Origin of the sequence: Streptomyces sp. NPDC091289, assembly GCF_044757365.1 — a bacterium.
Classification (GTDB): Bacteria; Actinomycetota; Actinomycetes; order Streptomycetales; family Streptomycetaceae; genus Streptomyces.
This window is the reverse complement of the sequence record NZ_JBIVUT010000007.1, coordinates 221,522-237,997: the sequence shown is the minus strand read 5'-3', so window position 1 is coordinate 237,997 and position 16,476 is coordinate 221,522. Positions and strand designations below refer to the sequence as shown.

Annotated in this window: 17 protein-coding genes; 8 read left to right on the top strand and 9 right to left on the bottom strand. The window is 73.0% G+C overall.

Going from position 1 to position 16,476, the window contains the following annotated elements:
* Positions 1-19: 19 nt before the first annotated feature.
* Entirely contained in the window at positions 20-652 is a 633-nt protein-coding gene (locus ACIQPT_RS11715; RefSeq protein WP_401155030.1) for a TetR/AcrR family transcriptional regulator, read from the top strand.
* A 104-nt stretch (positions 653-756) separates the two neighbouring features.
* On the opposite strand, the gene ACIQPT_RS11710 is transcribed toward ACIQPT_RS11715, so the two are convergent.
* The 5 genes from ACIQPT_RS11710 to ACIQPT_RS11690 form a co-directional block, all read right to left on the bottom strand.
* Positions 757-1,323, bottom strand: coding sequence for a GNAT family N-acetyltransferase (locus ACIQPT_RS11710; protein ID WP_401155028.1), 567 nt, complete (start codon positions 1,321-1,323; stop codon positions 757-759).
* Positions 1,324-1,358: 35 nt separating this feature from the next.
* A complete protein-coding gene (cpt, locus tag ACIQPT_RS11705) occupies positions 1,359-1,892 on the bottom strand; it encodes a chloramphenicol phosphotransferase CPT (RefSeq protein ID WP_401155027.1) in 534 nt (177 codons plus the stop codon).
* A gap of 54 nt (positions 1,893-1,946) precedes the next feature.
* Positions 1,947-2,777: a M55 family metallopeptidase gene (locus ACIQPT_RS11700; protein ID WP_401155025.1), complete on the bottom strand. Its 831-nt coding sequence runs from the start codon at positions 2,775-2,777 to the stop codon at positions 1,947-1,949.
* 35 nt (positions 2,778-2,812) lie between these two features.
* Positions 2,813-3,286 (bottom strand): hypothetical protein, encoded by a 474-nt coding sequence (locus ACIQPT_RS11695; RefSeq protein ID WP_401155023.1) that lies wholly within the window; start codon positions 3,284-3,286, stop codon positions 2,813-2,815.
* Between the two features lie 132 nt (positions 3,287-3,418).
* Entirely contained in the window at positions 3,419-3,724 is a 306-nt protein-coding gene (locus ACIQPT_RS11690) for a hypothetical protein (protein ID WP_384326218.1), read from the bottom strand.
* Positions 3,725-3,843: 119 nt separating this feature from the next.
* Here ACIQPT_RS11690 and ACIQPT_RS11685 point away from each other — a divergent pair, with 119 nt between their 5' ends.
* Positions 3,844-4,203, top strand: a complete 360-nt coding sequence (locus ACIQPT_RS11685; protein ID WP_401155021.1) for an ArsC/Spx/MgsR family protein — start codon at positions 3,844-3,846, stop codon at positions 4,201-4,203.
* Positions 4,204-4,215: 12 nt separating this feature from the next.
* Here ACIQPT_RS11685 and ACIQPT_RS11680 read toward each other — a convergent pair whose 3' ends face one another.
* Complete coding sequence (locus ACIQPT_RS11680; RefSeq protein ID WP_401155020.1) at positions 4,216-5,151, bottom strand: alpha/beta fold hydrolase; 936 nt, start codon at positions 5,149-5,151, stop codon at positions 4,216-4,218.
* 75 nt (positions 5,152-5,226) lie between these two features.
* Here ACIQPT_RS11680 and ACIQPT_RS11675 point away from each other — a divergent pair, with 75 nt between their 5' ends.
* Positions 5,227-5,724: a MarR family winged helix-turn-helix transcriptional regulator gene (locus tag ACIQPT_RS11675; protein WP_401155019.1), complete on the top strand. Its 498-nt coding sequence runs from the start codon at positions 5,227-5,229 to the stop codon at positions 5,722-5,724.
* Positions 5,725-5,756: 32 nt separating this feature from the next.
* On the opposite strand, the gene ACIQPT_RS11670 is transcribed toward ACIQPT_RS11675, so the two are convergent.
* Positions 5,757-6,275 carry a carboxymuconolactone decarboxylase family protein gene (locus tag ACIQPT_RS11670; RefSeq protein ID WP_401155018.1) on the bottom strand — a complete coding sequence of 173 codons (519 nt, stop codon included), beginning with the start codon at positions 6,273-6,275 and terminating at the stop codon, positions 5,757-5,759.
* A 47-nt stretch (positions 6,276-6,322) separates the two neighbouring features.
* On the opposite strand from ACIQPT_RS11670, the gene ACIQPT_RS11665 reads away from it, so the two are divergent.
* Complete coding sequence (locus tag ACIQPT_RS11665; protein WP_401155017.1) at positions 6,323-7,744, top strand: PLP-dependent aminotransferase family protein; 1,422 nt, start codon at positions 6,323-6,325, stop codon at positions 7,742-7,744.
* 38 nt (positions 7,745-7,782) lie between these two features.
* Here the strand turns inward: ACIQPT_RS11665 and ACIQPT_RS11660 are convergent, their stop codons facing one another.
* Positions 7,783-8,700 carry a Gfo/Idh/MocA family protein gene (locus ACIQPT_RS11660; protein ID WP_401155015.1) on the bottom strand — a complete coding sequence of 306 codons (918 nt, stop codon included), beginning with the start codon at positions 8,698-8,700 and terminating at the stop codon, positions 7,783-7,785.
* Between the two features lie 382 nt (positions 8,701-9,082).
* Between ACIQPT_RS11660 and ACIQPT_RS11655 the strand changes: the two genes are divergently transcribed.
* From ACIQPT_RS11655 to ACIQPT_RS11640, 4 genes are all read left to right on the top strand, one after another.
* Positions 9,083-10,681, top strand: a complete 1,599-nt coding sequence (locus ACIQPT_RS11655; RefSeq protein ID WP_401155013.1) for a hypothetical protein — start codon at positions 9,083-9,085, stop codon at positions 10,679-10,681.
* Positions 10,678-11,835, top strand: a complete 1,158-nt coding sequence (locus ACIQPT_RS11650; RefSeq protein ID WP_401155011.1) for an ARPP-2 domain-containing protein — start codon at positions 10,678-10,680, stop codon at positions 11,833-11,835. Before ACIQPT_RS11655 ends, ACIQPT_RS11650 begins: the two co-directional genes overlap by 4 nt.
* A gap of 152 nt (positions 11,836-11,987) precedes the next feature.
* Positions 11,988-13,022: a glutamine synthetase gene (gene glnII / locus ACIQPT_RS11645; RefSeq protein ID WP_401155009.1), complete on the top strand. Its 1,035-nt coding sequence runs from the start codon at positions 11,988-11,990 to the stop codon at positions 13,020-13,022.
* A 361-nt stretch (positions 13,023-13,383) separates the two neighbouring features.
* Complete coding sequence (locus ACIQPT_RS11640) at positions 13,384-14,043, top strand: winged helix-turn-helix domain-containing protein (protein WP_401155007.1); 660 nt, start codon at positions 13,384-13,386, stop codon at positions 14,041-14,043.
* Between the two features lie 124 nt (positions 14,044-14,167).
* On the opposite strand, the gene ACIQPT_RS11635 is transcribed toward ACIQPT_RS11640, so the two are convergent.
* Positions 14,168-16,285, bottom strand: a complete 2,118-nt coding sequence (locus tag ACIQPT_RS11635) for an MMPL family transporter (protein ID WP_401155005.1) — start codon at positions 16,283-16,285, stop codon at positions 14,168-14,170.
* Positions 16,286-16,476: the final 191 nt, after the last annotated feature.

The window sequence follows — 16,476 nt, the reverse complement described above, 5'->3', positions numbered from 1 at the left end:
AGCAAGGAGGGCTGCAAAGATGGCTCGGACCGCGACCCCGAAGAAGCGAAAGCGCGTCGTCAAGACCGCCGAGGCGCGTAGGGCCGACATCCTGAAGGCCGGCCGTGAGGTGTTCGGCACGACAGGATTCGCCGACGCCACCATCGCGGAGATCACGACGGCCGCAGGCATGGGCAAGGGCAGCTTCTACATGTACTTCGAGACCAAGGACCACGTCCTCGGCGCCCTCTGGGAGGAGTACGTCAACACGTTCTACGACACGACCCAGGAGATCCTGGCGCAGGGGAACGCCTGGTGGCCCACCATGGACGAGCTGCTACGGAAGCTCCTCGATCACGCCATCGAGAACGCTGAACTGCATCGGCTGGTCTACGGATCGGCGAACGCGAAGGCGCTGGAACTGTGCAAGGAGTCCAACGCCCGTGTGGTGGACTTGATCTGCGACTTCGTCAGGCGCGGGGCAGCCGCCGGGGCCTTCCGGAGCGCCAGCCCCGAATGGGCGTTCCGCATGGTCTACTACGCCGCCGACGGCTTGCTGGACGACCTGATCGCCGGCGGAGCGCCCATCGACGCCGTGGCGATCAACCGCAGCGTGCTCGAGATGGCCCACCGGACGCTCGGGGACCCGGATCCGGTATCGACGGACCGCTGAATTCCGGGCCGAGCCCTGGTGCACCGGGAGGTCCACCTACTGCCGCTGGATCCGCCTGGCCACGCCTGCGGACAGGCGCGCTCCCGCCAGGGAACTGGAGTGTCTCACCGCAACGAAGGCCGCGCCCGTCCCGCCCAGTACTCGTCCGCCGTGATGCCCAGCAGGACCACGTCGTGGTACGTGCCCGCGAAGAACTCGTGCTGGCGCAGGCGGCCCTCCTCGACGAAGCCGAGTGTGCGGTAGAGGGCCAGGGAGGCGTCGTTGAAGGCGTAGACCTCCACCTCGCACTTGTGGCAGCGCTGTTCGGCGAACATGTAGGTGAGGATCAGTTCCGTGGCCTCGGCCGCGTAGCCCTGGCGGCGGTGTTCCCGGGTGACCTCGATGCCCGTGCGGAAGCGGCCCGCCCTGGCGTCCGTCTCGCCGACCGACACCGCGCCGACGAAGGCGTGCTCGAAGCGGGTCTCGATGACCAGGTGGTACGAGGCCGGGTTCGGGGTGCGGGTGGCGCGTTCGGCGGCCCAGGCGCGGAAGTTCTCGTCCGAGCGCGGGGGGTCGACCACGTCGGCGTTGCGGGCGTCCACCGTGTGCAGGGCCAGGGCCCGGAAGCCCTCCCAGTCCTGGGGTTCGATGCCCCGCAGGCGTACCCTCTCGCCGGTCCACAGGTCGCTCATCGTGCTCCAGTCAGGTCGGTCGGTCGGCCGGTCGGTCAGGTCAGGTGGGTCGCGATCTCCCTTGCGCAGGTCAGGGACTCCGTGTGTGTCGTGTCCACCTCCAGGTCGTACGCCACGCCCCGGTGGACCGTCTCCGCCTGCGCCGCGGCCATCCCCCTCGGGCGGTCGCCTCGCGCGATCTCGCGGGCCTCGGCGACCGTGCCCTCGCAGTGGACGCCTACCCACAGGACGTTCAGGCCCGTCAGCGCCTTTCGCCATGGCTCCTGGGAGGCCGGGCCGCCGAGGAACACGTCGTCGACGATGACCCTCGCTCCCGCCCTCGCCATCGCGGCCACGCCCTCGCGCCAGGCCGCCTCCAGCCTGCGGAACTCCGGGCCGACCGCCACGCCGCCGTCCGCCGCGAACTCGATGCCCTCGCCCGCCGACCTCAGGGACGCGGGCAGGGAGTCCACGAACGTGTCGATCGCGGCGGCGAGCCACGGGGCCGGCAGTTCCGCCTGGAGGCAGCGGACGATGCCCGACTTGCCGGAGCTGGAGCCGCCGTTCAGCACGATCACCTGGGTTGTCACCCGGTCACATTAGAGGGAACCGGTGCGGTGTTCGACGCGATTACGGGACAGCCCTCATGCGGGCTTGATCGTGGCCAGTTGCGCGAGCAGCAGGATCAGGCGGTACGCCGTCGCGTAGTCGGGGGACGTGAAGGTGACCGTACGAGCGCCCACGGCGCGGGAGACGCCCGGTACGAGGGTCGCCAGGTCGACCGTGTGCGCGCCCGCGAGGTCGACCTCCACGTCCAGCGGAGCGGGGGCGAGCGTCAGGGGCGGGATCTCGGCGCGGCGCGTGATCGCGTCCGCCGCCGCCCTGCGCAGCCGGTCCCGGGCCTCCTCCGGGTGCAGGGTCACGGCGGCCGCCGCGCCCAGGGCCTCCTTGACCGGGACGGTGACCGCCTCCGGGACCAGCTCGGTCAGCTCGGCGCAGGCCGCGTCGTCGCCGCTGAGCAGGACGACCGGTACGCCGAGGTGGCCGGCCATCGCGGCGTTGAGCCCGATCTCGCCCAGGGAGCGGCCCACCACCCGTACGTCGAGGATCTCGCCGTTCATCGTGTGCGCCAGCACGCCCGGGCCCTCCCCCGCCCGCACGTGGTAGCCGACGAACAGCGCCGCGGCGGTCTCCTCGTCGAGGCCGGCGAGCATGTGCAGCGCGCGCGGCTTGCCCCGGACCAGGCGGGCGCGGCGGTCGAGTTGCTCCGGCAGGAGATTGCGGAACGTGCCGTGCGCGTCGGCGACCAGCACGTCGGCCGTGGGGTCGGCGTCCAGGACGCCCGTGATCACCGCGTTCGCGTCGGCCGTCATCAACTCCCGGCCGCGCTGGTAGTCGTAACGCTCGGGGCTCGTCTCGGCGGGGTGGACGATTCCCGAGACGCCTTCCATGTCGACCGAGATCAGCAGCTTCATGGGGCTGGGGGCCTACCTCGCGTACGCCCGGTCGGTCAGGAGCCTGCGAGACTCGTCCGTGCCGCGTTCATGAACGCGGTCTTGGCCGCCTCCAGGTGCTCGTTGACCTCGATGCCCCCGATGTCGCGCCACACCGCCGCGTTGAGAGCGTGGCCGTACGTCGTGACGGGCTCGCGCAGGGCCTCGTCGCACAGGAGGGTGACATTGCCGGACGCGGTCCACAGCGCGGTCATCACCGGGCCGGTCCGTGTCATCCAGCCGTCCTCGTCGTCGCCCCACGGATCGGGGCGGCTGTAGGCGGCCCGTTCCGCCGCCTGGGCGCAGGCGACGAACTCCTTGAGCACATCGATCTGTTCGGACCGGCGGCTCTCCGTGGTGGCCACGGCCTGGCGGCGTTCCTCGACGCGTTCCGCCGAGCGCTGGGTGGCGCGCTGGGCGAGAGCCGTCAGGCCGCCGCCCAGCGCGACCCCGGCGAGGGATATGGCCGAAGTCCAGAGATCTGCGGTCATGGTGACGCCCCTTCACCTGTGATCTTCGTGCGGTCGGGTCCATGGTCCCGCAGGGGCGGCGGGCCGGGCAGGGCGGTGCCCCCGGCCGGGCAGGCCGGCCGGGGGCATCGGGCGATGGACGCGCGGGTCGGGTCAGCGGCCGTAGCGGATCAGGGCGCGGACCATGCGGCAGGTGGTGTCGGACGGCGGGTGGATGCCCAGGCGCTCGGCGGTGATCCGTATCCGGTGGTTGCCGGCGCTGGAGGGCTGGTAGACCCCGCTGTCGAGCAGGGCGATGGCCAGGCGCATGGCCTTGAGCCGGCGGTTGTGGGAGACGTACCACTCGCGGGGGCGGCCCGCGGGCAGCCGCTTCTTCGGCAGCGGGGTGGGAAGCGGCGGGTGGAAGGGCATCGGGAGCTGTCGGTCCAGCGGCTCGGTCGTGACTGCGGCAACGGCCATCGGCATCCTCCTGGCAGCGTGGTGGAACCCTCACGAACTCCCTACATTTTACTGCCCACCACTGACAATCGCCCCTGGCCAGAGGCCTTTTCGGCAGTCCCTCGCGTAACCTTGGCCCCATGGAGATCTGGATCAATCCCGCCTGTTCCAAGTGCCGCAGCGCGGTGACTCTGCTGGACGCCGAAGGGGCCGATTACACCGTCCGCCGCTACCTGGAGGACGTGCCATCGCCCGAGGAGATCCGGGCCGTGCTGGACCGGCTCGGTCTGGAGCCGTGGGACATCACGCGGACGCAGGAGGCGGTGGCGAAGGAGCTGGGGCTCAAGGAGTGGCCCCGGGACGCCGGTGCGCGGGAGCGGTGGATCGTCGCGCTGTCCGAGCACCCGAAGCTGATCCAGCGGCCGATCATCACGGCCGAGGACGGCACCGCCGTGGTGGCGCGGAGCGAGGAAGCGGTGCGGGACGCGTTGGGGCGGTAGGCGGCCGAGGCGTCATTCCTCCGGGAGTGCGGCCAGGAACGTGTCCAGGCGGCGGTTGATCCCGGCCGCCGCCGGTGCGTGCAGCGGCAGCGTGTGGTGGGTCGCGCCGGGAATCGTGTACGTCGACGCGTTCGGCAGCGTGCGGTCGACCGCCTGTGCGGTACGGACGGGATCGAGCGCGCGGCCCCGCTCGGCGAGCAGGACGAGCGTCGGTACGGCGAGTTCACGCAGAGCCGACGGGCGCGGACGCGGTCCGGTGACCGGGCGCGCGGACGGAAGGCGGACGCCTTCCTCGTACAGGCGCAGCCAGTCCGGGTCCAGCTCGGCCCCGGCCGTCTCCCAGGTCAGGAACGCGCGCGCCCGCCGCGGTGTCGGGCGCAGCAGGAGCGGGACGGCGCGCAGGAGGTATCCGGGGCGGAAGCCCGTGAAGCACTGCGTGGGGTCCACGAGCACCAGTCCGGCCGGCTGCTGCCCGGGGCCCGCGTGGAGGGCGTGGTGGAGCGCGATCCACGCGCCGTAGGAGTGGCCGGCGAGCACGGGCCGGCCGCCGTCCGCCTCGGGGCACAGCACCGCCAGCACCGCGTCCAGCCACCCCGTCAGGTCCGCCACCGTGCGGATCGGGCGCTCCCCCGGCGTACTGCGTCCCGGCTCGCCGATCAGGTCGAGCGCGTGCACCCGGCGCGTGCGGCCGAGGTGGGCCGCCTGGGCGTGCCAGACGGTGGAGGTCGCTCCGCCACCGGGCAGCAGCACCACGGGCGGAGCGGTGGCGTCGGCGGGGCCGTGGCTGGTGACATGCGTGGCGCCGTACGGGGTCGGGACGCACGCGGTCGTCGTGCCCGGGGGCCAGCGCTCGGCCAGGAATCCGTCGTACGCGGCGAGGAAGGAGGCGGAGGGCGACAGGACGTCCGGAGCGGCTGCTGCGGATCCGGGGCTGCGGGACGACGGCATGGCACGGCCTCTCGTCGGCGTCTTCGGCTGACTTTCCGAAGATATTATCTCGCTGAGCGAGAGAATGGAGGAGTGATGAGCACGACCGACGTTCCGGACGGCGGACCGGAAGCACGTACCGGGCTGATCCATCTGCTGCGCAAGGTGACCGTCGAATTCGGCCTGCGGCAGGCGGAGTTCGCCGCTCGCAACGGGATGCACCCCACTGACGTACGGGCGCTGATCTGTCTGCTCGACGCCGGGCGGGCGGGCACCGACGCGACCGCCGGTTGGCTCGGGGCGCAGCTCGGACTGCATTCCGCGGGGACGACGGCGGTGGTCGACCGGCTGGTGCGGCTCGGCCATGTGACGCGCACGCGCGACCCGCGCGACGGGCGGCGCGTGCTCCTGGCGGTGGACGAGCGGGCGGTGGAGCTGGGGCAGGCGTTCTTCGGTCCGTTCATCGGGGCCACGGACGCGGTGCTGCGCGGGCTCGACTCCCGGGAGACGGACGCCGTACGGCGGTTCCTGACGGCGGCGCACGAGGCGGTGAGGGCTGCGCCGGGGGCAGGGCCCGCTCCCGGCCCCTCCTGATCTACGCCCCGGGCGCGGGCCGGGCCGCCGCTTCAGCGTTCGTCCGTGCCCGCGCGCTTGGCGGTGGACAGGGCGATGCGGTTCCACGTGTTGATCGTGAAGATCAGGGCCAGCAGGTGGGCCAGCTCCTCCTCGTCGAAGTGGGCCGCCGCCCGGTCGTAGACCGCGTCCGGCACCCCGGCGTCCCCGATCCTCGTGACCGCGTCCGTCAGGGCCAGGGCGGCCTGTTCCCTGTCCGTGAAGAAGTGGTCCGCCTCGTGCCACACCGCGACCATGTGCAGCCGCTCCTCGCTCTCGCCCGCCTTGCGCGCGTCCGTGGTGTGCATGTGCAGGCAGTACGCGCACCGGTTCAGGTGCGAGGCGCGGATCTGGACCAGTTCGACCAGCGTCGGGTCCAGGCCGGCGCGGGCCGCCGCGTCCAGGCCGATCACGGCCCGGAAGACCTTCGGGGCGGTCTTCGCGAAGTCGAGCCGGGCCGTGCCGCTGTTGCTCCGGACGGTGGTGGCGGGGGCGGTGGTGCGGTCGTTCGTCTTGATCTCCGTCGTCGTCATGGGTACGAATCTAGAGCGACGGGCGACTGGGTGTGGGGTGCATTTCCTTGAAGGATTCATGGGTCAATTCCGCGGAGATCCTGGGCAGTGATCTGCCGCTGGAGCTGTCCGGCACGGGCAACCGCCGGGCCGTCCTGATGGCCGCCCTCCGTGACGCCGTGCGCAGCGGGCGGCTCGCTCCGGGCACCCGGCTGCCGCCCTACCGTTCCCTCGCCGCCGATCTGGGCCTGGCCCGCAACACCGTCGCGGACGCGTACGCCGAGCTGGTCGCGGAGGGGTGGCTCGCCGCCCGCCAGGGCTCGGGGACCCGGGTCGCCGAGCGGGCCGTCCCGGTCACCCCCGTCCACCGGCCGCGCACCCCCGAGCGCACCGCCCGCCCGGTCCATGACCTGGTCCAGGGGCAGCCGGACCCCTCGGTCTTCCCGCGCACCGCCTGGCTGGCCTCGGCGCGGCGGGCGCTCGCCGCCGCCCCCGACGACGCGTTCGGGCCCGGCGATCCGCACGGGCGGCCCGAGCTGCGGCGGGCCCTGGCCGGCTATCTCGCCCGGGTGCGCGGAGTGCGGGCCGCGCCGGAGCGGATCGTGCTGTGCTCGGGGGCCGCGCACGGGCTGCGGCTCCTCGCGGACGTGGTCGGCGGGCCCTGGGCGGCGGAGGAGTACGGCCTGCCCTTCCACCGTGAGCTGCTCGCCTCCCACGGGGTCGGCACCCGGCCGCTGGGCGTGGACGCGGACGGCGCCCGGGTCGACGGGCTCACCCGCCGCGACCGTGCCGTACTCCTCACGCCCGCCCACCAGTTCCCCACCGGCGGACCGCTGCACCCCGCGCGGCGGGCGGCCGTCGTCGACTGGGCGCGGGCCACCGGCGGGCTCGTCGTCGAGGACGACTACGACGGGGAGTTCCGCTACGACCGGCAGCCCGTGGGGGCCGTCCAAGGGCTCGATCCCGAGCATGTGGTGTTGGTGGGGTCCGTGAGCAAAAGCCTCTCCCCTGCGCTCCGGATCGGGTGGATGGTGTTGCCCCAGCGGCTCGTCGCCCCCCTCGTCGCGGCCAAGGGCGAGCGGGAGCAGTTCTCCAGCGCCACCGAGCAGTTGACGCTCGCGGACTTCGTCGAGTCGGGCGCGTACGACCGGCAGGTGCGGCGCATGCGGCAGCGCCACCGCCGCCGCCGGGACCAACTGGTGGCGGCCCTGGAACGGCGGGCCCCGCACGTCCGGGTCACCGGGATCGCGGCCGGCCTGCACGCGGTGCTGGAGCTGCCGCCCGGCACCGAGCGTTCGGCGGTCCGGGCGGCGGCCTGGCAGGGGCTGGCCGTGGAGGGGCTCGCCGACTATCTGCACCCGGGGGCGGAGGGAGCGGGGCAGGGCCCCCGACACCCCCGGGACGGGCTCGTCGTCGGGTATGCCACGCCCGCCGAATCCGCTTATCCGGAGGCGCTGGAGGCCCTGTGCCGGGCCCTGCCGCCGGCCTGAGCCGCCGGAAAAGGCCCTCAACCCGCCTGTGCCTACGCCTACGCCTGGGCCTGGGCCTGCGTCTCCGCCGCCACCAGCAGCTCCGTCAGGTGCAGGCCGAAGCGCGCGTCGCAGGCGTGCGGCACCCCCGTACGTACCGCTTCGGCCAGCGCGTCCACCGCGCCCCGGAACGCGGTCTCCGCGCCGTCCCAGCCGGGGATCGACGCCGTGCCCCGCTCGCCCCGGAACTCGATCTCGACGCCCGCCGCGCCGGGCGGGGCGCTCAGCCCGAGCGTCACCGTGCTGGACGCGCCGGAGCTGTGGCGCAGGATCAGGTGCGTGGTGTCGGCCGGACCCCGCGCGGCGGTCAGGTGCTCGACGTCGCCCAGGACCGGGATCAGCACGGAGAGCGCGTGCGGGCCGACGTCCCACAGGCCGCCCTTCTCGCGCCGCCACGGGGAGTCCGCGTACTCGCTGGTCGAGCCCTCGGCGTAGAGCGAGCCGAGCCACTGGGCGCGGGCCGTGAACCAGCCGTCCACCGCTGCCTGTTCGGCGATCCACGCGGCGGTCTCGGGCGCGAATCGCAGCGTGCAGAAGACGACCGAGGCCACGCCCGCCTTCTCCGCCGCCCCGGCCACCGCACGGGCCCCGGCGACCGTCGTGGCGACCGGCTTGTCCATCAGAAGGTGGCAGCCCGCCTCCGCCGCCCGGACCGCGAGCGGGGCCTGGACGTCCGGCGGCAGCGCGAAGGCCACCGCGTCGCTCGTCTCCAGGAGGGCGTCGATGCCCTCCTCACCGGTGTACGCGCGCGTCCCGTGGGCGGCGGCGAGGGCGTCCGCCGCCTCGGCGCGGCGGCCCCACACCCCGCTCAGCTCGACGCCGGGGTGGGCGGCGAGCGCGGGGGCCTGGGTGTTCCGTGCCCAGGGGCCGGTGCCGAGGAGGCCGATACGCAGTGGAGTGGTTCCCGCAGTCGTCATGCGTGCCAGTGTGCCGGGTGCGGCGGCCGGCCGGGCAGGGGGCCGGGGGTTCGCCCGCCCGCCGGGGCGGGGGCCCGGAAGGCACCCGGGCCCGCATGCCGCCAGGCTTCGGGCGTCGCCAGGGCTCGGACGTCGCCGGGGCCCGCACCTCGCCAGGCTTCGGACGTCGCCAGGGCTCGGACCTCGCCAAGCCCCGCGTGCCGCCAGGCCTCGAACCTCGCCGGGCTTCGAATGCGGTGGCGCTGAGCCGCCCTTCCCCGTTACGTTTCCGGGGCCGGCCGCGGGACTCCGGCGCGACTCCCGAGACGTGCCTATGAAGCGATGATTTCGTTGTTCGCGCCTCTATTCCCCGGCCGGCACTCCAGCCTCCCGGGGGACGACCATGAACACGCCCGAAAGCCCCGCCGACCGCGTCGCCGACCGCCCCGCCGACCTCGTGGCCGCCGAGGACGTCCTGCTCTTCGTGAACGCGGCGATCACCGCGACCGGCCAGCGCGAGTTCCGCTCGGGCGCTGCCGACCAGCAGTTCTCCCTGGACTTCCTGCACACCTACGTACGGGTCAACTACCGCCGGGTGTACGCGGCTTCACTGGCCCTGGACATCAACCACCACAACGCGGCGCTCATCGTGCGCCGGCTGCTGGAGACGGCGGGCGAGGCGAGCCCCGAGGAGCGGCGCGCCGAGGGGCGGCTGATCGCCGCCCGGCTCTCACTGCTGCCGCCGCCGCGCGTCTACCGGATCTTCGGCGAGCTGCGCCGGGCCGGGGTCAACAACCGGCGGACGCGCGCGATCATGCGGGACTGGCTGGCGGCCCGGCCGGACCTGGGCCATGACGCCGTGAAGTACCGGGCCGGGCTGAAGACCGCCGCCCGGCACATCCATCTGCCCTGCCCCGAGGGGGCCGGACCGCTCGCCGAGGTCGGGGCGTTCCTGTTCCGGCCCGGGCGGCTGCCGCGTTACGAGCACGGGATGCTCGACGCCTGGCGGCGCGCCCACTACGAGCAGGGGGGCGTGGCCGAGCTGCCGTTCACCGTCGCGGAGGGGTTCGCCGCCAAGCACGGGATGAAGCGCGAGGTGTTCCTGAAGCGGGCCGCGCCCCGGATGACCCGGCTGGAGCGGCTGCGTACCCAGGAGCAGCGGGCGGCGGCCGACCGGCGGCCGAACGCTCCGGCGGCCGCGCAGGTGGATCTGACCGTGATGCCGCTGACCCGGCTCGCCCTGTATGTGCTGTCGCTCGGCTTCGAGCAGCGTGCCGAGCGGCGCGCCGAGCTGACCGGCGCCCTGCGCGCGGCGGCCCGCCGGGCGGCGGGCGTGCATGCGGGGAGCTGGGGGCGGGTGCACGCGGTGCTGGACGACAGCTTCTCCTCGTCCGGGTCGGGACAGAAGCGGCGGCGGCCGCTCGCCGTGGCGCTGGCCTGCCACCATCTGCTGGCGGCGCTCGCCGCACCCGGCGCGTACCGGGGGCTGTGGACCTCGGGTGCGGGCGACGCCCTGCTCGTACGTCCGTGGGGGCCGACCCCGTTGGGGATGCGGGTCCTGGACGCGCTGGAGCCGGGGGCGGGCGGGGCGGCCCCGGACCGGCTGGTGATCGTCTCGGACGGCTGGGACAACGCCCCGGCGGGCCTGGCCGGCGAGGTGCTGCGGGTGTGGCGGCGCCGGCTGGATCCGGAGCGGCGGACGGCGGTGGTGCACGTCAACCCCGTATACGACGCGGAGGGTTTCGACGTGCGGCGGCTGGCGGCGGGGGTGGCGACCGCCGGGATCCGGGACGCGGAGGATCTGCCCGCCCTGGTGGAGATCGCCCGGTTCGCGGAGGGGCGCACGGGGCCGGCGGAGCTGTACGCGTATCTGGACCGGCGCGTGGCCCGGTTCACCGGAGAAGGCGAACGAGACGGCCGACGAGACGGCCAACGGGACAGCGAAGGCGCAGGGCAAGGCGCAAGGCAAGGCGCAGGCGCAGGGCAAGGGGTGGTCGCGTGAACCGGCTGGAGCTGACCGGGCTCACCGCCCGGCCCGCGCAGGTGTGGGGCGGTGTCCGGCTCGTCCCGCTGGTCCGTGCGGCGCCGGTGGAGGGGCTGCGGCTGCACCGCGAGGTGTACGAGGGTCTCGGCGCGGGGATCGTCGAGCTCGGGTCCCGGGACCGCTATATCTCGTACATTCCGCACGGTCTGGTCGCCGACTGGTCGGGCGAGGACGGCCGGGCCCCGGAGGCGGGCCGGCAGTCGGCCGCGTACGGCACCCAGTTCGGCGGCGGTGGCGGCGGCACCGGCGGCGGTGCGCCCCGGGCGATGTCGCTGCCGCCGGTGCCCCACCACCGGCTGGCCAAGCGGCGGCCCGGCGACCGGTTGCGGTTCCTGCCGCTGCATCTGGCGCTGGAGGGTTATCTCGCGCTGCACTTCGGCGGGCCGTCGACCGCCTGGGAGGAGTGGTCGCGCACGGCCCTGCGCGACGGGCTGTCGCCGCGCGCCGAGGACGCCTACCTCGGGCGGTCGGTGCGCGGGCTCGCGGACGCGCTGCGGATCTTCGAGATCCACCCGGGGCAGTGCGGGGTGATGGTGTACGTCTCCGACGCGCTCGCCGCCGCCTTCGTCGTCCCGCACCCGGACGACTACCGCCTTCTCCACGCCTCGCTGGTGGAGGACCTCTACGGGGAGCTGGTGCACCAGTACGCGCTGTACGGGGCGCCGGTGCCGGAGCTGCCGGTGCGGATCGGGGGCGAGGAGCACATCCGTGACCTCGGTGAGCTGCGGGCGGCCGCGCGGGCTCAGGAGCGGGTGTGGGAGGAGGCGCACGGCACCCTGTTCGCGCGGGAGCTGCTGGACTCCTCGTACGCGTTCGACCAGGTGTACCGGATGAAGTCCTTCACCCTGTGGCGTTTCCTGCCGCCGTTCGTCCGGGACACGGGCGGGCAGCACATCGGGGAGACGATCACCGACCACAAGGGGCGGGTCGCCTATCTCAAGACGTTCCGGCTCTCGGACGCCCAGATCCGCCGGGGCCATCTGCTGCGGACCGTGGCCGGGGCCGACTGGCGGCTGGACGCGGCGGCCGCCGCGCTGGGGTCGAGCCGGGAGGAGCTGGTGCGCCGGCTGCGGGCGGCCGGGTTCTCGGCGCTTCTCAAGGGCAACGTGTGAGCACTCCCGAGGCCCCCGTGGGCTCCCGGGGCGCCACGGGCGAAACACAGGAAACCTCGGTAACACGGGGTTCACATCCGGGCAACGGACGGGAAATCGCGTCTTGCCAAGCTGCGCTGCATAGACCGCTGCACCCGCAAAGGATGGCGTCCGTGACGTTCAAGGCTGAGTACATCTGGATAGACGGCACCGCGCCGACCGCCAAGCTTCGCTCCAAGACGAAGATCATGGACGGCACGCCGTCGGGGGACGTGGCGGAGCTGCCCATCTGGGGCTTCGACGGTTCCAGCACGAACCAGGCCGAGGGCCACGCGTCCGACCGGGTACTGAAGCCCGTCTTCACCTGTCCGGACCCGATCCGCGGCGGTGACGACGTCCTCGTGCTGTGCGAGGTCTTCAACATCGACATGACGCCGCACGAGTCCAACACCCGTGCCGCGCTGCGTCCGGTCGCCGAGCAGTTCGCGGGCCAGGCCCCGATCTTCGGTATCGAGCAGGAGTACACCTTCTTCGACGGCCACCGGCCGCTCGGCTTCCCCGAGGGCGGCTTCCCCGCCGCGCAGGGCGGCTACTACTGCGGTGTCGGCGCGGACGAGATCTTCGGCCGCGACATCGTGGAGAAGCACCTCGACAACTGCCTGACGGCGGGGCTCGGGATCTCCGGCATCAACGCCGAGGTCATGCCCGGCCAGTGGGAGTTCCAGGTGGGCCCGCTGTCGCCGCTGGAGGTCTCCGACCAGCTGTGGGTGGCCCGTTGGCTGCTCTACCGCACCGCCGAGGACTTCGACGTCTCCGCGACCCTGGACCCGAAGCCGGTCAAGGGCGACTGGAACGGCGCGGGCGCGCACACCAACTTCTCGACCAGGGCGATGCGCGAGGGCTACGACGCGATCATCACCGCGTGCGAGTCGCTGGGCGAGGGCTCCAAGCCGCTGGACCACGTGAAGAACTACGGTGCGGGCATCGACGACCGGCTCACCGGCCTGCACGAGACCGCCCCGTGGAACGAGTACAGCTACGGCGTCTCCAACCGCGGCGCCTCGGTCCGTATCCCGTGGCAGGTCGAGCAGGACCGGAAGGGTTACATCGAGGACCGTCGTCCGAACGCCAACGTCGACCCGTACGTCGTCACGCGGCTGATCGTCGACACCTGCTGCACCGCGCTGGAGAAGGCCGACCAGGTCTGATCCCGCCGCACGTCACGGAAAGAGGGGCCCGCCGGTTCGCCGGCGGGCCCCTCCCGCATGGGTCGTGACGGCCGGGCGTGAGGAACGTAACGCAAAGGGTCCGTATCGACGGGTGAGAGGAGTCTGATGCACCGCCGCAATGTCTGCTTCAATGGAGCACATGGCCAGCTACCAGCACATCGCGTCGGGTCGCAGCGACCTCGAACCGTTCTGGCCTTCCCGTCAGCACCATGATTTCGACCGGGTGTGTTGCCGCGCGTGGAACGCGCAGGCCCACTAAAGCCGCTCACCCCGGCCTTCGGTCCGCGCGCACGACGTAAGTCCGTCCCTGACGACTCCTCGCGCGAAAGAGCTGACCCTCATGGCGAACACCCGTACCTTCTCCGCCGCGTCCGCCGCCACCGCGGCGTCCCCGGCGCCCGCTGCGGCCCACCCCACCGCCCGCTCCCTCCCCGCTCACCCGAACCGGCACCGGCTGCGCGCGGTCGACCGCGACGAGGTCGCCGTGCCGGCCGACGTGGCCGGGTTCCTGCCGCCCGGGGCGACCTGGCTGCCCGCCCCGCAGCACACCCTGCCCGCCCTGCCCGGCCAGCCGCCGATGATCGGTTACCTGGTGCTCGTGCCGGCCGACCAGCAGCCCGCGCTCGCGGGGGCCGTCGCCGCCTCCCAGCACCGGGCGGGCACCTCGCCGTTCCCCCAGCAGCCCGCCTCCGGCCCGGTCGCCGGCGAGAAGGCGCCCACCGGTCCGGTCCGGATCGACGCCACCCGGCGTACGGCCTCGGTCGACGGTGTCGCCCTCGACCTCACGTACCTGGAGTTCGAGCTGCTGGCCCATCTGGTGGCACACCCGCACCGGGTGCACACCCGCGACCAGCTGGTGACGACGGTGTGGGGTTACGGGCATGTGGGCGACGGGCGCACCGTCGACGTCCATATCGCCCGGCTGCGCCGCAAGCTCGGTGCGGAGTACCGCCGTTCGATCCAGACGGTCCGCCGGGTCGGGTACAAGTACACGCCCTGACGGACCGGTTGCCCCGCACCCCCCGCACAGCACGTCCGGCGGCCCCGGACCACGGTTCCTCCTCACCGTGGTCCGGGGCCGCCCCGGTGTTCGCGTACCCGCGCGTTCTCGGACCCGCGCGCTCTCAGACCCGTACGGTGTCGCGCACGAGTTCGCCCGGCTCGTCGTCCTCCAGGCTCGGCAGCCGCGAGAGGCCGCGCGGGGTGCGCCAGTTGCGCTCGCCCAGGAGCAGCATCACGGAGGGCAGCAGCACCATCCGTACGACGGTGGCGTCCAGCAGCACCGCGACGGCGAGGCCGACGCCCATCTGCTGCATGTCCTGCATGGACAGGGTCCCGAACACCGCGAACACCGCGACCATGATGGCCGCCGCTCCGGTGACCGCGCCGGCCGTGCGGCGGATGCCGGTCTCGATCGCGGACCGGTTGTCCAGGCCGGTGCCGCGCGCCTCGCGGATCCGGGAGACGACGAAGACGTGGTAGTCCATGGACAGGCCGAACAGGACGACGAGGACGAACAGCGGCATCCACGACTCGATCGCGCCGACCCCCTCCGAACCGATGAGGGAGGCGCCCCAGCCGTGCTGGAAGACGGCGGTCATCACCCCGTAGGAGGCGGCCACCGAGAGCAGGTTGAGGGCGATGGACGTCAGGGCGATGACGTAGCTGCGGAAGCAGAACAGCATCAGCAGGAAGGTGACCGCCGTGATGAAGGCGAAGACCGGGACGATGCCGCGCCGCAGTTGGTCGTTGAAGTCGACGGAGCCCGCGGTCTCGCCGGTGACGTGGGCCTTCGCCCCGGTGCCGTCGAAGGCCGCGGGCAGGCTCTTCTCGCGGAGTTCGGTGAGGTCGGCGGTGCCGCCCGGGAGGGGGATCTCGATCTCGGCGACGTTCTTGTCCCGGTGGACGGTGACGTCCTCGAAGCCGTCGAGGGCCTTCTTGACCTCCGGGGCGGTGATGTCGGGCGCGGTGACGACGACGAGGGCGGGGGCGGGGCCGCCGGGGAAGCTGTCGGTGATGCGGTTGTAGGCGATGGAGAGCTGCGAGTCGGAGCCGAACTGCTTCTCCAGGCCGAGGGATTCGGTCTTCATGCCGAGAGCGGGCGCGGCGAGGGCGAGCAGCAGGACGACGGCGGCGACGGCGAAGGTGCGGGGCCGGGCGAGGACGGGGCCGAGCACCCGGCCGACGATACGGCCGCTGCCGGCCTGACCGTGCTTGGCGCGGCGGTTCAGCAGCGGGATGCGGCCCGCGTCGATGCGGTCGCCGAGCCAGGAGAGCAGGGCGGGCAGGACGGTGACCGAGCCGAGCATGGCGATGAACACGACGATGATCGTGGCGAGGGCGAAGCCCTTGAAGAGCAGGAGCCCGGAGAGGAACATGCCGCCCATCGCGACCATCACGGTGAGGCCGGAGACGAGGACGGCCCGGCCGCTGGTGGCGGCGGCGATGCGCAGGGCGGTCTCGGCGTCCCGTCCGGCGGCGCGCTCGTCGCGTTCGCGGCGGAGGTAGAAGAGGCAGTAGTCGACGCCGACGGCGAAGCCCATCAGGAACATCACGGAGTACGTGGTCTGGAACAGGTGCAGCTGGTGGCTGGCGATCGAGAGGAGGCCGAAGGCGGCCATGCAGGCGGTGAGGGCGAGCCCGACCGGAAGCAGGGCGGCGACCACCGCGCCGAAGGCGACGAGGAGGATGCCGAGGGCCAGGGGTACGGCGGTGAACTCGGCCTTCTTGAAGTCCTCGGCCAGCAGGTCGCCGAGCCACTTGCCCGCGCTGGCCTCGCCGAACTGGTGGATCTCGACGTCCGGGTGGTCCTTGCCGACGGCGGCGACGGCGTCCAGGACGGGCTGGATCCGGTCGGACGAGGTGGCGGCCTCGCCCTTCATGTCGAAGGTGATCAGGGCGTCCTTGCCGTCCTCGGAGGCGAGCGGCGGGGCGATGTTCTGTGCCTCGCCGGTCTCCCGTACGGCGGTGGCGAGGGCCTGGGCGGCCGGCTTCCAGTCGCCCGCTGCGGGGGCGGAGACCATGACGAGTTCGCCCGCGGGCTTGTCGAGTCCGGCGTCGAGGAGGATCTGTTCGGCGCGGGCGGACTCGCCGGCGCCGTTCTCCGCGTTGGTCATCTCGACCATGCCGGTGGCCCCGCCGACGCCCGTGGCGAGCACGACGAAGAGCAGCCAGCCGAGAATGGCCGTCTTGCGGTGGTGTGTGCTCCACACGCCGATGCGTGCGGCGAGGTTACGCCTCATGTGGTCTCTCCCCCAGAGGTAAGCGTCGGGTAAGTGGATCGGGACGCTTCGAATCTAGGAATCGGACGTGGTCCGCCCCAGCCGTCGAAGCCCCCGGTCACGGAGGTGTAGGGGGCGGATCCGGGGGTGGTGCCAGGTACACCCCCGCCGGGTGGCGGACCGGCTGCCGCGACGGGGATGGTCCGGGTGAG

Excerpts from the sequence above, each read along its gene's own strand:
- ACIQPT_RS11715 (WP_401155030.1), top strand. The coding sequence starts at position 20 with ATGGCTCGGACCGCGACCCCGAAGAAGCGAAAGCGCGTCGTCAAGACC.
- ACIQPT_RS11710 (WP_401155028.1), bottom strand. The coding sequence starts at position 1,323 with ATGAGCGACCTGTGGACCGGCGAGAGGGTACGCCTGCGGGGCATCGAA.
- ACIQPT_RS11700 (WP_401155025.1), bottom strand. The coding sequence starts at position 2,777 with ATGAAGCTGCTGATCTCGGTCGACATGGAAGGCGTCTCGGGAATCGTC.
- ACIQPT_RS11695 (WP_401155023.1), bottom strand. The coding sequence starts at position 3,286 with ATGACCGCAGATCTCTGGACTTCGGCCATATCCCTCGCCGGGGTCGCG.
- ACIQPT_RS11690 (WP_384326218.1), bottom strand. The coding sequence starts at position 3,724 with ATGGCCGTTGCCGCAGTCACGACCGAGCCGCTGGACCGACAGCTCCCG.
- ACIQPT_RS11685 (WP_401155021.1), top strand. The coding sequence starts at position 3,844 with ATGGAGATCTGGATCAATCCCGCCTGTTCCAAGTGCCGCAGCGCGGTG.
- ACIQPT_RS11680 (WP_401155020.1), bottom strand. The coding sequence starts at position 5,151 with ATGCCGTCGTCCCGCAGCCCCGGATCCGCAGCAGCCGCTCCGGACGTC.
- ACIQPT_RS11675 (WP_401155019.1), top strand. The coding sequence starts at position 5,227 with ATGAGCACGACCGACGTTCCGGACGGCGGACCGGAAGCACGTACCGGG.
- ACIQPT_RS11670 (WP_401155018.1), bottom strand. The coding sequence starts at position 6,275 with ATGACGACGACGGAGATCAAGACGAACGACCGCACCACCGCCCCCGCC.
- ACIQPT_RS11660 (WP_401155015.1), bottom strand. The coding sequence starts at position 8,700 with ATGACGACTGCGGGAACCACTCCACTGCGTATCGGCCTCCTCGGCACC.
- ACIQPT_RS11655 (WP_401155013.1), top strand. The coding sequence starts at position 9,083 with ATGAACACGCCCGAAAGCCCCGCCGACCGCGTCGCCGACCGCCCCGCC.
- ACIQPT_RS11640 (WP_401155007.1), top strand. The coding sequence starts at position 13,384 with ATGGCGAACACCCGTACCTTCTCCGCCGCGTCCGCCGCCACCGCGGCG.
- ACIQPT_RS11635 (WP_401155005.1), bottom strand. The coding sequence starts at position 16,285 with ATGAGGCGTAACCTCGCCGCACGCATCGGCGTGTGGAGCACACACCAC.